Origin of the sequence: Leifsonia soli, from assembly GCF_013408745.1 — a bacterium.
Taxonomy (GTDB): domain Bacteria; phylum Actinomycetota; class Actinomycetes; order Actinomycetales; family Microbacteriaceae; genus Leifsonia; species Leifsonia soli.
In genome coordinates, this window is sequence record NZ_JACCBJ010000001.1 from 2,434,913 (window position 1) to 2,448,869 (window position 13,957).

A 13,957-nucleotide genomic window follows, 5' to 3' on the forward strand; every position below is an offset into this window, starting at 1 on the left:
CGCGGACCCGGCGGGGGCGCATCACGAGGATCGGATGACGTCGGGTTCGGCCGCGGGTGCATCTTACGGTCGGTGGTGGACCACCGGCCAGGGCTGCCCGAAGCCTGGCCGGTGGGGTCGGTGGGGTCGGTGGGGTCGGTGGGTCAGCCGGCGGCGAGGCGGCGCGCGAGTTCGGCGATCCGCCGGCCCGCTGCGCCGTCGCCGTAGGGTGACGGCGTCTCCTGCAACCGGGTGAGCAGGTCCGGGTTGCCGAGCATCCGGTGTGCCGCGGCTTCGATCGACTCGTCCGGTTTCACGAGCACCGCGAAGCCGGCGTGGATGGATTCGGGCCGCTCTGTCGAGTTGCGGACCACCAGCAGCGGTTTCTTGAGCACAGTGACCTCCTCCTGGATGCCACCCGAGTCGGAGACGATCAGGGATGCGCGCTGGGCCAGGTGCAGGAATTGAGTGTGGCTGACCGACTCGAGCAGGTCGATTCCGTTCAGCCAGTCGCTCAGTTCGAAGCGGAGGGCCGCCGCGATCGTCCGCGGGTGCGCGACGAAGACCGCGGGGAGCGGCAGCTGGGTGAGGGCGCGCAGGATGCGGAGCAGGGCGGCCGGATCGTCCGTGTTCTCCGGACGGTGGATGGTGGCCAGGATGAACGGCCCGTCGGTCTGCAGGTCGATCTGCGGGGCCGACTGCTGCAGCGCTCGGTGGGTGGCCTCGACGACGGTGTTGCCGGTGATCTCGATACGGTCGGCGTCGACGCCTTCGGAGAGCAGGTTGGCCGCGTTGTGCGGGGTCGCCGCGCAGTGGATGTCGGCGACCGCTCCGACGACGAGCCGGTTGATCTCCTCCGGCATGTCGCGGTCGCGCGAGCGGAGGCCCGCCTCCACATGGATCACCGGGATCCCGAGGTAGTTGCCGGTCTGCGCGCCGATCGAGGTGCTGTTGGTGTCGCCCTGCACGATTATGGCGCGGGGCCGGCGCTCCTGGAACGCCATCGCCAGCTGGCCGATCCCCGCGGCGATCTGGACGACGCGCGGGTCGCCCCCGATGCCGGTGAGGTGCTCGATGCGTTCCGGAAGACCCTGCTCGCGCAGGTGCTGGCCGGACATCGTGTCGTCCCAGTGCTGCCCGGTGTGGATGACGCGGGCGCGGCGTCCCAGCTCGCGGACCACCGGACCCAGCTTGATGATCTCGGGTCGGGTGCCGAGCACGACGGCGATGTCGTCGCTCATCGCGCCCTCCGATCGTGGTAGACGGTGCCGCCCGTGAGGACGTCGGGGCCGGCGACGAGGAAGATCATCGTGAAGAATCGGCCGCAGACCACGAATCCGACCTCGAACAGGAGCAGGCCGACCAGCAGCCCGTTGCTCAGCCAGAGCTCGTTGGTGATGACGAAGCCGGCCATCCCGGCGGCGGTGGGGATGAGGTGGAGGATCCACCGGCCGGTGCTCGCCATGAGGATGCCGATGATCGCGGACACCACGGACGACGCCGCGACGAACAGCGAAGCGAAGGCCGCCACCCACCCCGAGAAGTAGAGCCCGGTCAGCAGATAGAAGGCGACCAGCAGTGCGACTCCCGCACTGAGCGCGATGACGGCGACGAGCGTCGCCGTCATCTCGGACGCCCGCGACAGCCGGTGCAGGAGCACCGTCGCGAGGGCGTGGAGGAGCGCGCAGCAGAAGAAGATCACGGTGAGCTGCGTGCCGTCCCCCGTGATCACCGTGGTCCCGGCGGTCAGCCACAGCATGGTCGCGCCGAGCGCGACCACCGCCGCGTTGGCGAGGGTGCTGCCGACGGCCAGCGCCGTCTTCGTCGCGTGGTGCGCGAGACGGTGTGCGCCGCGGGTCGCCGGTCGCAACGTTGTCACGTCTGTCACCTCCGCAGTGGTTCTCATCGGCTGTCGTGGGTACTGCCGGGCTGTGGGATCAGGGATGGTGCGCCCCCTGCGAGACGCACCATCCCCGTGCCCGATCCTGGGGACGGATCAGGCCGTCACACGGGACCGGCGGAAGAGGCGGACGCCTCCGAAGCCGAGACCCGCGAGCGCGATCGCACCCGCAGCGACCACACCGTTCATGACCGGCAGCGGGGCCGTGTTGAACTCGATCGGCGCGCTGACGTCGTTACCGACCTTCTGCGTGATCGACAGCGGCGGGGTGACGCCGCTGGGGATGGTCGCCGACCAGTTGCCGTTGGCGTCAGCCGTAGTCGTGCCGACGGTCGAACCCGTCGAGTCCTTCACCGTGATCTCAGCACCCGGCTGGGCGGTGCCCGTCAGGGTGTAGTCACCGTTCGCGTCCGGACCCGTCGCACCGGTCGCCGTGAACCCGGAGCCCGCTCCCGGAATCTGCGACTGCGGCAGGGTCGCCGAGCCGGCAGCGGTCGTCAGGCCGGTGTACGGCGTGAATGTGGCGGTCACGTTGCCCGAGATGATTCCCGTCGACTGGATCGGCAAGTCACGAGTAGTTGCGGAATAGTCTGTGGTGTCGATGAGGGCAGGATCCGTGGGACCAATCACGATGGAGTTGGACGTGGTCTGGGTGCGTCCATCCGCAGAGATGGTGCACGTGTAGGTGGCCGTGTTTGGAGCACAGGCCGCCGGGAGGAACTTGAGCCCTGCCGGGAGCGTGAACGAGCGGCCGGCGGTCGAGGTCGTTCCGGGAGCGAAGGTCGCCGTCTTGGTCGCCGTCCCATCGCCCGTGTTGAATCGAAGCACCCCGTTGGTTCCCGGAGTGGCGAAGGAGGTTGCGGGTGACGTCGGAATCACCTGGAGGTTCGTCACGCCCGCGTTCATGCCGCCGGTTGCGGCATTCGCGGCCGTGGCGGCACCCAGGACCATGGCGATCGACGCGACGCCGATGGCCGCGCCGGCCAGGACCTTGCGGCCCGTCTTCTTCTTTGAGTTATGCATGAGTCTTTTCTCCTGTTGTTGCGGAATGAGCGGGCAGAATTCGGGTCTGCCCGTGCGGGTGAGCACTATGGGCCCCCCTCCCCGGAGTCGCGTTGGGCGAGCTCCCGAAGGCTGTGTGGCGCCCGCGCCGGGTTCGCGTCTCTGCGAGGCGGGGTGCACGATGGTGTTCTCCGTTGCGGCGGGTCTTGGCCCACCCGGAGCGGTTCATGGCCACCCGGGCGAAGGCTCGCGTCGAGCTGGCCCAGGTGTAGAAGCTGTAGATCCAGGAGCCGAGCCCCCAGCCGATGGCCTGCGCCCACGATGCGTCGGGCTCGCAGAACTTGCGGTACACCGGTCCCCAGACACCGAACGGCGCGACGCCGACGACGAGGTAGACGCCGACGAGCCACCAGTTGTCGGCCAGCCAGAGCCCGGGGCCACCCGGGTAGCCCGCGATGCCGCTGATGATCGCGATGCCGAGCAGCACCCAGGTGACGAAGCCGAGCAGCTGCAGGAACGGGAGCAGCAGGTAGTACGCCGACTCGATCGCACCGCCCGGCCCGAAATGCGGCGAGCGGAGGATATCCCTCAGATACCGGGAGCACTGGATGTTTCCCTGCGCCCACCGCGTGCGCTGGGTCAGGAAGCGCCGGAGGTCGACCAAGCCCTCCTGCTCGACGTACGTGTCGTGGATGTGCCGGATCTCATAACCGGCGAGCAGCACATGCACGCCGAGCTCGTAATCCTCGAGCAGGGAGCCGTGCCACGGCTGTCCCTTCTCGCGGTCGATCGCGTCGAGCGTGGCCAGCCGGGTGAACTGCCCGTTGCCGCCGAGACCCACCGTGCGGGTCTGACCGCGGAGCGTCTGCATCGCCGCGATGATCGTGCGGAATTCGAGGTCTTGCATGCGGACGAGGAAGCGGGACAGCCGCGGCAGCGGTGTACCGTCGGCGGCCTTCGTGTCGTTGCGGTTCTTCATCCGGACCGTCACCTGCGCCGCACCCACCTGCGGATCCCCGAACACGGTGTTCCCGGCGGCCTGCGCCAGGGCGTTCTCGGCGAGCTCCCCGTCGGCGTCGATCACGCACACGATGGTGCGATCCATATCGGCACTCGAGGGCAGCCAGTCGCGGAAGACGCGGTAGGCGGAGTTGAGCGCCGGTCCCTTGCCCGTCCTCGCGTCCGGACGGACGCGTCGCACGAGGTGCACCATGTCGTCGCGGGTCGCACGAGACTCGACGATGGACGCTGTCGCGTCGTCGCTGTCGTCATCGATCACCCAGACATGCGCATCCGGGAAGCGGCTGCGGAGGCGGTCGATCGTGGCCTCGACGACCGCTTCCTCGTCGCGGCAGGGCACGAAGAAGTGCCAGTCGTACCGATCCGGATCGCCAGGTTCTTCCGGCGTGCGCTTGATGAACGGCACCAGGATGAGCGTGACGTAGCTGAGGAAGGAGATCACCAGAGCGGTCGACGCGACACTGAGGAACAGGGTCATGGCGACACCTGCTCGGCGCCGGGACCGCTGGTCTTCTTCTTCCCGGCCTTCGGAGACCGGCGTCGGGGGCCGTTCATGATGCGCAGCATCAGGAGGGCTGCTCCGACCAGACCGAGGAGAGCGACGAGTGTGCCGATGAGGATGTGCGACCACTCGTAGCCCGCTTCGTCCCACCACAGGGTCGAGAAGGCGATGAGAGCGATCCGGATCGCGTTGACCACCGCAACGATCGCGAAGCCGATGACCGTCGCGAGCACCCAGCGCGGCCAGGTGACCCGGGTGAACATGAGCACCGCGGCCGAGAACAGCAGCATCGGGGTGAGAAGGACGAGCGTCGTGCACTCGACGGTGATCTGGAGACCCAGGTAGTGCAGCGGGTCCAGCTTGATCACGAACTGGTCGGCGAACTGGAAGACGCCGGCACCCAGGAACGGCTTGAGCAGCGCGGTGATCACCGCGGCCTCCAGGGAGCGGAACTGCTCCTGGATGATGATGAAGTAGGCGCCGGCGGCGAGCAGCCCCAGGCCCACCAGGTAGCGGAACACGCGGTTCAGCGTGCCGAGCGGGCGCAGGCTGTTCTGCCGCACCCGCGCAGCGCGCCGGGTGACGGACGCGCCTCCTACGGTGGCACCGGTCATCAGCGTGCCTCTCGCTGGGCGCGGCGCCTCTGGGCGATGCGGAGCAGGAGGATGCCTCCGAGGGCGGCGCTCAGGGCGATGATGGCGAGACCCACCACCTGGAACGGCGGAACGCCGGTCGAGGCGAGCACTCCGCCTGCACCCAGTCCACTGGGGGGCAACGTGTTGTACATGAGCAGGGAAACCTTTCTCACCGGCCGGCCTGATTCGGGTGTTTGCGGGTGGTGCTCTGGATCGGGTGTGGCCAGCCGGGATGAACGAGTGAAACCCTAGGCAGGCGGTTTCGCGGCGCCCGGCGGGTTGATCGGCAGTTCAGTAGGGGGTGCCGGGCAATGGAGTGGGTGTCGATGCGCGTTCAGTAACGAGGTGCGGGCGTCTGCGTGGAAGTGGCGCTCGACACCGAGGTCGTGGCGGGCGAACGCCAGGGCGCGTCCCGTTTTGGCCGCCGACGCGCAATGGTGATGTGGGACTACCTAACCTCTGCCCATCCGATACGTAAAACTGCCGAGTATCAGCGTGAGCGCCTCGTGCGCGCGCTAACGTCTCACTCCAGCGGCCTCTTACCAGACCGCCTTGTACACCCTTGGGGAGGGCCATCCGTGTCGCTACGTCGAGCCGAGACCGAGATCGCCATCGCCGCAATCGGCGATGGCATTTCGCTCGAGATCGTCGGCGGCCACGGCAGCGGCCGCACGACATTCCTGAACTCGCTGGGCATGCAGCTCGCAAGCCGGTCCTTCCACGTGGTCTCCCTGCATGGCGTGCGCCCCCTCTCGTCCCGGCCGCTCGCCGCCCTCAACGTCGCGGGCTACGCGGCCAGGGCCGACGGCCGCCCCTCCGGCATCGACACCGTGCTCGCAGAGCTCGTCGACCGGCTTCCGCAAGGCTCCTCGCTCATCACGGTCGACGACGGCGACTACCTCGACGAGATGAGCTGGGGCGTCCTGGCCGCCCTGCACGCCCGGCACCGGGTGCCCATCGCGTTCACGCGCCTCGCCCGGCCGGCCTGCTCGGCCATCACCAGCTCGTTCGGCCTCGGCGAGGTGTCGACGCTCGAGCTGCGTCCCCTGCGCTTCGACGAGCTCGCCACAGCGCTCGAGAGCCAGCACGGCGGCCCGCTCGACGCGAGCACCCTGTCCCAGCTCTATGCCCGATCGGCCGGCAACATCGGCCTGGCGTGCGCGATGCTCGAGTCGGGCCTGCGCGAAGGCCGCATCGAGACCCGCAACGGGGTCATCACCACGGATCAGTCGCTGTGGGCGCCATCGCTGGTCCAGGCGGTGGAGCGCCTGATCGACCCGCTGACGCCCGAGCAGCGCGGACTCCTCGAACTGCTCGCCTTCGTCGGGGTGCTCGACGTCGAGACCGCCGACCTGCTCGGCACGTCGCGCGACCTGGAGCAGCTGGAGGACCTCGATCTGGTCAAGCTGCTCCCCTCGGGCGACCGGCAGCTGGTCAGCGTCAGCCCGCCGCTCGTCGTCGACTACTTCCGTCACTTCGTCCGACCGGCACGCCGGCTGCGCCTCATCAGGACGCTGCGGCAGACACTCGACCCGGCAGGGCGCGTCGTGCTGCCGGCGGCACGCGTCCAGGCGGGTGAGTCGGCCGCACAGCTCGTGCACCTCATCCACGAGCGCCAGGAGACGCGGGCGGTCATCGCCCGCAGCGAGTGGGATCGCAGCCGGACACTCCGGTCGGCGATCCCGTACATCGAGGCCCTGTCGGAGGCGACGCGCGCGACCGCCGACATCGACGCCGCCTTCGAGGAGTCGGCGCCGCTGGTGGATGCCGAGGCGCCGGATCGCGCGCCCGACGACCTGCGCGCCGCCTGGCACGCACTGCGCGCGGTCCACGATGCCTACAACCACCACAAGCCGGAGGAGGCGGTGCGCCGACTGCGTGCGGACGCCGCGACGGCCGGCGCCTACGCGGGAATCATGCTCGCGTGCGCGGTCGAGATCGAGCTGGAGCTCATCGGGCCGGTCGACGACTCCGGGCTGCCTGATCCGGATGGGGACGACGAGATGCGCTCGGCCGTGCGGATCGCCATCCACCGCGCCCGGGCGCTCGTCGCGCTCGTCCGCGGCGAGCTGGCGGCATCGGAGCGGCACCTGGCGGCGATCCGCGAGATCAGCGGAGAGGAACTCGACCTGGTGTGCTCCGCACTCGTCGCGATGATCCTCGCGCTCCGCAGCCGCACGACGGAGGCACTTGCCCTCGCCCGCGCCGGGATCGAGTCGAGTCGCCTCCGCTTCGACGCCGTCGGGATGCAGACCTTCGCGGCCATCGCGAGCTTCTGCCGGATGGCCGACGGCAACTACGGCGAGGTGGAGGAGATCCTCGACGAGATGATGAGCCTCGGCGACTCCTCCGGCCGGGCGCCGCTCACTCCCTTCGCCCACCTCTCCCTCACGATCATGTCCAGCGTCACCTCGTCACGGCGTGGACGCCGAGCGGTCGCGGACCAGCGCGATGCCGAACTGTTGCGGATGCGGACGCCCGACGGGCCGTATCCGACGACCCAGCGCTCGTGGGCCTTCGGGCAGAGTCTGGCCAGCCGCGGCGAGTTCCCGGAGGCCGCGGACGAGTTCTCCCGCTGCGGAGACCTGCTCTGGGCGCGCGGAGCCCGCCTCTCCGCGGCACTCGCCTACAACTCGGCCCTCGAGATCGACCCCTCCACGGAGCGGCTGGCGCGGCACGCCTCCCGCATCGAGCCGGTGGAGGGGGCTCTCGTGCAGGACACGTTCGAGCACGTGACCGCCGTCGTCCACTCGGACGGACCGGCCCTGCTGGCCAACGCCGACCGGTTCGCCGACGGGGGCAGGTACGGCCTGGCCCTGGCATCCCTCTCCGCGGCGGCGAAGAGCTTCGCGGAGGCGGGCGACGACGCGTCGGCGGCGCGCGCCCGCGACCGGCACCGCCGCCTCCGCGACACACTGCAGCCGGACACGTTCGACGCGGACCGGTTCCGCACCACCTACGTGGAGCTCACGGCGCGGGAGCTCGAGGTCGCCCGCTACGCTGCGGCCGGGCTGACGAACCAGCAGATCGCCGACGAGCTCGTCCTCTCGGTGCGGACGGTCGAGAGCCACCTGCACCGCGTGATGCGGAAGACCGGCGTCGAACGCCGACACCACCTCAAGAAGGTGATCGGGTCTGCCGGAGCCGGAACCTAGCCGAATGTCCGATGTCATGCAGATGAGGTGATGCCCGGCGGGGAGGCGCCCGCCATCCTGAGAGTGCAGCGGGGAAAGCGGGGGAACATGCACGCCTCGGGCACAGCCGCGGTCGGCGGCGGCGTCCGCGTCGATCTCGGCCAGGAAGCACGCGCGCAGCAGGTGGCGCACGCGGTCGACGCGGTCGAACACGGGACGTCGGTGGAGGTCAGCGGGCCGGCGGGAAGCGGGCGCACCGCCTTTCTCCATGCCGTGGGAAGCCGGCTGGAGGGGCACGGCTGGACGGTGCTCGCGGTCGCCGGAATCCCGGCGCTGCTCGCACGGCCGCTCGGCGCACTCGGCGCCCTCGGCGCGATCTCGGCCGCGACGGCTCACTCGGGCGATGTGCACGCTGCCGTGGACGAGCTCGCCGACCGCCTGCCTTCCCGGCGGGCCGTCGTCGTCGTGGACGACGGCGACGATCTCGACGACGATTCGTGGGGAGCATTGTGTGCGCTGCGATCGGCACGGCGGACCCCCGTTCTCTGGGCGCGGCGGATCGGGGCGGAGGACGCGGTGAGCTCCGGCGGCCCCTGGAGCGCTTCGACCGGTTCGCTCGAGGCGGCAGCGCTGCCCGGCGCTGGAGCGAGACCGACGGGCAGCGCAAGCGGACTCCACGGCGTCACCAGCATCCAGCTCGGCGGCCTGCGCTACGACGAGTTCGTCACGCTGCTGAACACGCGGTTGGAGCATCCCGTCGACTCGTCCACCGCGGCACGCGTGTTCGCCCAGACGGCCGGCCGGCCAGGACTCGCCCTCGCCGCGGTCGAGACGGCGCTGCGGGAGCGTCGGCTCCTCGCCGACGGGCAGGGGGTCAGCGGAGTCGGCAGCCTGTGGTCGCCGGCACTCGCCCGCCCGCTGCGTGCACTCGTCGAACCGCTCGACCGGCGGCAGCACGATGTCGTCGCGCTGCTCGCGCTGCTCGGCGAGACGGGCATCGAGACCGCTGAGGCGCTGGCGACGGACGACGAACTCGACGGACTCGAGGCGCGGGCGCTCATCCGCATTCGTGAATCCGGCGGCGAGATGCTCGTCAGCGTCGACCCGCCCCTGCTCGCCGACTACCTGCGCGGCACGACGAGGCCGGCACGACGTCGCCGGCTTCTCCAACGGGCCCGGGATGCGGCATCGGTCGCCACGACCGACGCACCGGACCCCGGATACGCCGAGAGCGCCGCCCAGCTCGTGCAGAGTCTGCACGACGCGGAGAAGGCGCGGGTCGCCCAGGCGGCTCGCGCCTGGGAGACCGGGCGGACGATGGAGGCGGCCATCGCGTACGTGCGCACCCTGGCGCGCTCCGCCGGCGCCGTCGACCCGCGGATCGACGACGTGCTGCACGCCTCGTCGACGCTGCCGGTCGGCGACGAGGGTCGTGCCGCCTGGGCGATCGAGAACGCGTACAACACGGCGTACCGGCACGGCGAGCCGGAGCGGGCCGTGGCAGACCTGCGCTCGGCCGCGGACGGATTCGGACGGCACGCCGGGCTGGTGCACGCCCGCGCGGCGGAGATCGAAATCGAACTCGTCGGCGAACCGGACCTCTCCCTGCTCCTGGATCCGGACGACGTCGGACTCCGTCCGGAGGTCGCAGCGGCCACCCACCGCGCACTCGGCTACGGCCTGCTCGTCGGCGGCCGGGTGGGCGAAGCGGTGCACCATCTCAACGCCGCACGCGCGGTCGGCGCAGAAGATCCGGTGGTCGATCACCTGGAGGCCTTCGCCCGGCTGGTCCGAGGCGATGTCGGGGCGGCCACCGGCGAGGCGAGGGCCCGATTCCTGGAGTCCCGGGCTGCGCTCGATCCGGTCGGGATGCGGCTGCACGGCAGCATCCTGACCTTCGGCTCCCTGGCATCCGGGGTGCACGGCGACCTCGACGAGGTGCTCGCCGAGGTCGCGATGCTCGGTGGTCCCGCCGGGCCCCCGCCGGTGGGGCCATCGACGGCGCTGTCGAACACGGTCATGGCGCTCGTCGTGGCCTCTCGAACGGGACGCCGCGCCGGCGCCGGCCATCACGACGCCGACCTGCAGGCGAGCATCCTGCCCGACGGTCCGCTGCCCGGGATGCAGCGCGCGTGGGCGCAGGCCCAGGCTGAGCTGTGCGCGGGCGAGACGGGTACTGCGGCGCGGACCATGGGAGAGGCAGCGGATGCCCTGTGGAAACGAGGCGCCCGACTGGCGGCCGCGTTCGCGTACCTCATCGCGATCGAGATCGAGCCGACGCGCGAGCGGTACGACGGCGCCGCCCCGCGCATCCGGTCGGTCGACGGTGAGCTGATCGGCTCGAGCCTGCGCTATGCGGCCGGACTGGTGGAGGGGTCGCCGGAGACGCTGGTCGCACTCGGCGACGCCTTCATCGGCGAGCGGCGGTACTCCCTCGCCCTGGCGGCCTACGCCCGCGCGGCCGACCTCCACACCGACGCGCAGCGCCCGGCGGACGCGGCCGCTGCCCGCGCCCGCGGCGACGAGCTGGAGCGGACCGTCGGGATCGGGCGGTTCGACCCCCACCGGTTCATCAGCACCCGGGCCGAACTCACCGCGCGGGAGCTGGAGGTCGCGCGGCTCGCGAGCACCGGGCTGACCAATCGGCAGATCGCGGAAGAGCTGGTGCTGTCGACGCGGACCGTCGAGAGCCACCTGCACCGGGTCATGCGCAAGCTGCGCGTCGAGCGGCGATCCCAGTTGAAGGAGCGGATGGAGGGCGCGCCGGACGAGTGGCGCTGACCCGATAGGGTCGGAGCATGCCCGAGAACAGTGACGTGGCGGCGGCACTCCAGCAGCTGCACAGCATCCGTCAGAGCATCGACAACATCGATGCGGCGGTCATTCACATGCTCGCGGAACGGTTCAAGTTCACGCAGCAGGTCGGTGCGCTGAAAGCCGAGCACGGCCTCCCGCCCGCGGATCCGGAGCGCGAGAGGGAGCAGATCCTGCGCCTGCGCGCGCTGGCCGAGGAGAGCCACCTCGACCCGGCGTTTGCGGAGAAGTTCCTGACCTTCATCGTCGCCGAGGTCATCCACCACCACGAGCGCATCGCCGGCGAGAACGGCAGATAGCGGGATGGGCTGGGATGCGTCGGCGCTGCCGGACGCGCACGGGCGCACGGTCGTCGTCACGGGAGCGAACGCGGGCGTCGGCTACTTCACTTCGGAGCAGTTGGCACGCGCCGGTGCGCGGGTGGTGCTCGGCTGCCGCGATCCGGAGCGCGCGGAGGCCGCGGTGTCGGCGATCCGCCGACGGGTGCCCGGCGCCAACGTGGAGGCGCTGCCGCTGGATGTGACGGACCGGAGGTCGATCGACGCGGCCGCGGACGCCCTCCTCGCCGTCGAGCGGGTGGATGCGCTGGTGCTGAACGCGGGCATCGTGCACCCGCCGCGCACCCGGCACACGGACGAGTACGGCAACGAGCTCGTGCTGGCCACCAACGTGCTCGGCCACTTCCGGCTGGTCGCGCGCAGCATCCCGGCGCTGCAGCGAACGCCCGGGTCGCGGATCGTGACGTTGGGGTCGATGGCGTCGCGCCTCGGGCGCGTGCGCGCCGACGACCTCCAGCTGGAGCGCTCGTACACTGCGTGGCGGGCGTATGCGGCTTCGAAGATCGCGGCGCAGGTGTTCGGGTTCGAGCTCGACCGCCGGCTACGCGCAGCGGGATCGGACGTGCAGAGCATCGTCGTGCACCCCGGCTACTCGACCTCCGGACGCACCCCGGGCATCCGCGGCGTCAACCAGCCGTCCAGGCTCAAGCGGTTCGCCGACAATCTGCAGGCCGCGTGGACGCAGGGCAAGGACGAGGGAGCGCACGTTCCGGTGCGCGCGGTGCTCGACCCGGCGATCGAGGGCGGCGACTACCTCGGCCCGGCCGCGTGGACGAAGGGCGCCCCCGTGCACACGCCGGCGACCCGCGCATCCCGCTCACCGCGCCTCGGCGCCGCCCTGTGGCCGCTGTTCGAGCGCGCCGCCGACCAGCCGTTCCCCGTCTGACGCACGAACAGCTCCTGAGTTTTTCGCACGAATCGTCGCGGTTCGTGCGAAGAACTCAGGAGCTGTCGGTGTGTCAGGGCAGGACGACGGTGGAGAGCAGGAGGTGCGTCGAGGGCACCTGGGAGCGCAGGGCGTCCCGGGCGGCGGCGTAGTCCGAGCCTTCGGCCTCGATCTCCTCGACGGCGGACGGCCGGATGACGGCCGTGGCGATGACCCGGCCTCCGCGGGGCATCGCGTTGTGCACCTGCACCAGATCGAACCCGTCGGGCACCTGCTCCTCGATGAGCGCGCGGGCCGACGCCGCATCGTCCGCCTCTGCGGTGAGCTCCCGCGTCTCGCTGCTCTGGATGAGACCGCGCACCTTCATGCTTCAACGCTACCCGACCGCTGACCGGATCCTGTCCGCATCGAGGGGGCGGCCCCTCCCGTGCCGCCGGGCCGCCCGATACGGTGAAGGGATGGACTTCCTCACTCAGCCCATCGATCCGACCTCCGAGCGCGACCTGGCCGCGGGAGGCCTCCGCCTGACCCTCGTGGACACGAGCGACGCCGCCGCCTTCGACGGGTGGATCCGCGCCGACTTCCGCGGGTTCCACAGCGGCCGGCCGAAGGACGACGTGCTGGAGGAGGCCCGCGGCTACCTGGCCGGCCGACGCACCACCGGCGTGTACGACGACGCCATCCCGTCTGGGGAGCCCGTCGGCACCGTCAACTCGTGGGTCGCCCCGCTGACCGTTCCCGGCGGTGGCCGGGTGGACGCCTGGGCCATCAGCTCGGTCACCGTCGCGCCGACCCACCGCCGGCGCCGGATCGCCACGGCGCTGCTCGGCGGCGAGCTGCGCACCGCCCACGCGCTCGGTGTTCCCCTCGCCATCCTGACCGTCTCCGAGTCGGTCATCTACGGCCGCTGGGGATTCGGACCGGCGACCTTCGCGACCGCGTGGAGCATCGACACCAAGCGCGTGCGCTGGGCCGGCGCGGAGACCACCGGCCGACTGTCGTTCACCGACGCGGAGGAGTACCGCGAGACCGGCGGGCGCGTGCTCGACCGGGTAATGGCGGCCCGCGCCGGCGAGATCGCGCTCGAGCCCTACCTCGCCCACCGGCTGATCGGTCCGCTCAAGGGCGACCCGGATGCGGAGAAGTACCGGCTGGTGCGCTACGACTCCCCGGAAGGCGAGCCGGAGGGCTTCGTCTCGTACACGGTCAAGGACGACGAGGCGGACGACTTCACGCGCCACACGGTGGAGGTGAACTACCTGGCGGCGGCGACCGACGAGGCCCTCACCGCACTCTGGCGGTATCTCTTCGAGCTCGACCTGGTCGCCCGCGTGAAGATCTGGACCCGCGGCGTCGACGAGCCGCTCCCGGCCCTCGTCTCGGACATCCGCGGTGCGACCGTCACAGACGTCGAGGACCACCTGTGGGTGCGCATCCTGGATGTCCCTGCGGCTCTGCAGGCGCGATCGTACGAGCGAGACGGGTCGCTGGTGCTCGACGTCGCCGACGACCTCGGGATCGCCGCCGGACGCTACCGGATCACGGTGGCGGACGGCCGCGCGGAGGTGGTGACGACGGGCGACGCGGCGGACGTGAGCCTGCCGGTCAGCGCGCTGGGCAGCGTGTACCTCGGGCACGACACCGCGCGCGGGCTGGCGGTGGCGGGACGGATCCACGGCGACGTCGCGGCGCTCGACCGGATCTTCCGCACGGCGGTGCCCCCGCGGCTCAGCACCTGGTTCTGAGC

The 13,957-nt window shown here is 70.9% G+C and carries 12 protein-coding genes; 5 read left to right on the top strand and 7 right to left on the bottom strand.

Annotated elements, in window-relative coordinates:
• Positions 1–143: 143 nt before the first annotated feature.
• The 6 genes from wecB to BJ963_RS11795 all read right to left on the bottom strand — a co-directional run bounded on the left by wecB (position 144) and on the right by BJ963_RS11795 (position 5,190).
• The gene (gene wecB, locus BJ963_RS11770; protein ID WP_179456806.1) at positions 144–1,220 is read right to left on the bottom strand and encodes a non-hydrolyzing UDP-N-acetylglucosamine 2-epimerase; all 1,077 of its coding nucleotides are present in this window, start codon (positions 1,218–1,220) and stop codon (positions 144–146) included.
• The gene (locus tag BJ963_RS11775) at positions 1,217–1,858 is read right to left on the bottom strand and encodes a hypothetical protein (protein WP_179456808.1); all 642 of its coding nucleotides are present in this window, start codon (positions 1,856–1,858) and stop codon (positions 1,217–1,219) included. Before BJ963_RS11775 ends, wecB begins: the two co-directional genes overlap by 4 nt.
• Positions 1,859–1,975: 117 nt before the next feature.
• Complete coding sequence (locus BJ963_RS11780) at positions 1,976–2,902, bottom strand: Ig-like domain-containing protein (protein ID WP_179456810.1); 927 nt, start codon at positions 2,900–2,902, stop codon at positions 1,976–1,978.
• Positions 2,895–4,379 (bottom strand): XrtP-associated glycosyltransferase, encoded by a 1,485-nt coding sequence (locus tag BJ963_RS11785; protein WP_179456812.1) that lies wholly within the window; start codon positions 4,377–4,379, stop codon positions 2,895–2,897. The genes BJ963_RS11780 and BJ963_RS11785 overlap by 8 nt, the downstream gene beginning before the upstream one ends.
• Positions 4,376–5,017 carry an exosortase/archaeosortase family protein gene (locus BJ963_RS11790; RefSeq protein WP_179456814.1) on the bottom strand — a complete coding sequence of 214 codons (642 nt, stop codon included), beginning with the start codon at positions 5,015–5,017 and terminating at the stop codon, positions 4,376–4,378. Before BJ963_RS11790 ends, BJ963_RS11785 begins: the two co-directional genes overlap by 4 nt.
• Positions 5,017–5,190, bottom strand: a complete 174-nt coding sequence (locus BJ963_RS11795) for a hypothetical protein (RefSeq protein WP_157696883.1) — start codon at positions 5,188–5,190, stop codon at positions 5,017–5,019. Before BJ963_RS11795 ends, BJ963_RS11790 begins: the two co-directional genes overlap by 1 nt.
• Before the next feature lie 426 nt (positions 5,191–5,616).
• Between BJ963_RS11795 and BJ963_RS19535 the strand changes: the two genes are divergently transcribed.
• The 4 genes from BJ963_RS19535 to BJ963_RS11815 all read left to right on the top strand — a co-directional run bounded on the left by BJ963_RS19535 (position 5,617) and on the right by BJ963_RS11815 (position 12,210).
• Positions 5,617–8,193, top strand: a complete 2,577-nt coding sequence (locus tag BJ963_RS19535; protein WP_179456816.1) for a LuxR C-terminal-related transcriptional regulator — start codon at positions 5,617–5,619, stop codon at positions 8,191–8,193.
• A gap of 87 nt (positions 8,194–8,280) precedes the next feature.
• The gene (locus BJ963_RS11805) at positions 8,281–10,953 is read left to right on the top strand and encodes a helix-turn-helix transcriptional regulator (protein ID WP_179456818.1); all 2,673 of its coding nucleotides are present in this window, start codon (positions 8,281–8,283) and stop codon (positions 10,951–10,953) included.
• A gap of 17 nt (positions 10,954–10,970) precedes the next feature.
• The gene (locus BJ963_RS11810; RefSeq protein ID WP_179456820.1) at positions 10,971–11,285 is read left to right on the top strand and encodes a chorismate mutase; all 315 of its coding nucleotides are present in this window, start codon (positions 10,971–10,973) and stop codon (positions 11,283–11,285) included.
• 4 nt (positions 11,286–11,289) lie between these two features.
• Positions 11,290–12,210 carry an SDR family NAD(P)-dependent oxidoreductase gene (locus tag BJ963_RS11815; RefSeq protein WP_089907596.1) on the top strand — a complete coding sequence of 307 codons (921 nt, stop codon included), beginning with the start codon at positions 11,290–11,292 and terminating at the stop codon, positions 12,208–12,210.
• Between the two features lie 73 nt (positions 12,211–12,283).
• Here the strand turns inward: BJ963_RS11815 and BJ963_RS11820 are convergent, their stop codons facing one another.
• Positions 12,284–12,577, bottom strand: coding sequence for a hypothetical protein (locus BJ963_RS11820; protein ID WP_089907593.1), 294 nt, complete (start codon positions 12,575–12,577; stop codon positions 12,284–12,286).
• Between the two features lie 91 nt (positions 12,578–12,668).
• Between BJ963_RS11820 and BJ963_RS11825 the strand changes: the two genes are divergently transcribed.
• On the top strand, positions 12,669–13,955 hold the full coding sequence (locus tag BJ963_RS11825; protein ID WP_179456822.1) for a GNAT family N-acetyltransferase: 1,287 nt from the start codon (positions 12,669–12,671) through the stop codon (positions 13,953–13,955).
• Positions 13,956–13,957 lie beyond the last annotated feature (2 nt).

What these genes read in the sequence shown, in the direction of transcription:
- BJ963_RS11785 (WP_179456812.1), bottom strand. Translation starts at nt 4,379, where the DNA reads ATGACCCTGTTCCTCAGTGTCGCGTCGACCGCTCTGGTGATCTCCTTC.
- BJ963_RS11820 (WP_089907593.1), bottom strand. Translation starts at nt 12,577, where the DNA reads ATGAAGGTGCGCGGTCTCATCCAGAGCAGCGAGACGCGGGAGCTCACC.
- BJ963_RS11805 (WP_179456818.1), top strand. Translation starts at nt 8,281, where the DNA reads ATGCACGCCTCGGGCACAGCCGCGGTCGGCGGCGGCGTCCGCGTCGAT.
- wecB (WP_179456806.1), bottom strand. Translation starts at nt 1,220, where the DNA reads ATGAGCGACGACATCGCCGTCGTGCTCGGCACCCGACCCGAGATCATC.
- BJ963_RS11815 (WP_089907596.1), top strand. Translation starts at nt 11,290, where the DNA reads ATGGGCTGGGATGCGTCGGCGCTGCCGGACGCGCACGGGCGCACGGTC.
- BJ963_RS11810 (WP_179456820.1), top strand. Translation starts at nt 10,971, where the DNA reads ATGCCCGAGAACAGTGACGTGGCGGCGGCACTCCAGCAGCTGCACAGC.
- BJ963_RS11795 (WP_157696883.1), bottom strand. Translation starts at nt 5,190, where the DNA reads ATGTACAACACGTTGCCCCCCAGTGGACTGGGTGCAGGCGGAGTGCTC.
- BJ963_RS11790 (WP_179456814.1), bottom strand. Translation starts at nt 5,017, where the DNA reads ATGACCGGTGCCACCGTAGGAGGCGCGTCCGTCACCCGGCGCGCTGCG.
- BJ963_RS11780 (WP_179456810.1), bottom strand. Translation starts at nt 2,902, where the DNA reads ATGCATAACTCAAAGAAGAAGACGGGCCGCAAGGTCCTGGCCGGCGCG.
- BJ963_RS11825 (WP_179456822.1), top strand. Translation starts at nt 12,669, where the DNA reads ATGGACTTCCTCACTCAGCCCATCGATCCGACCTCCGAGCGCGACCTG.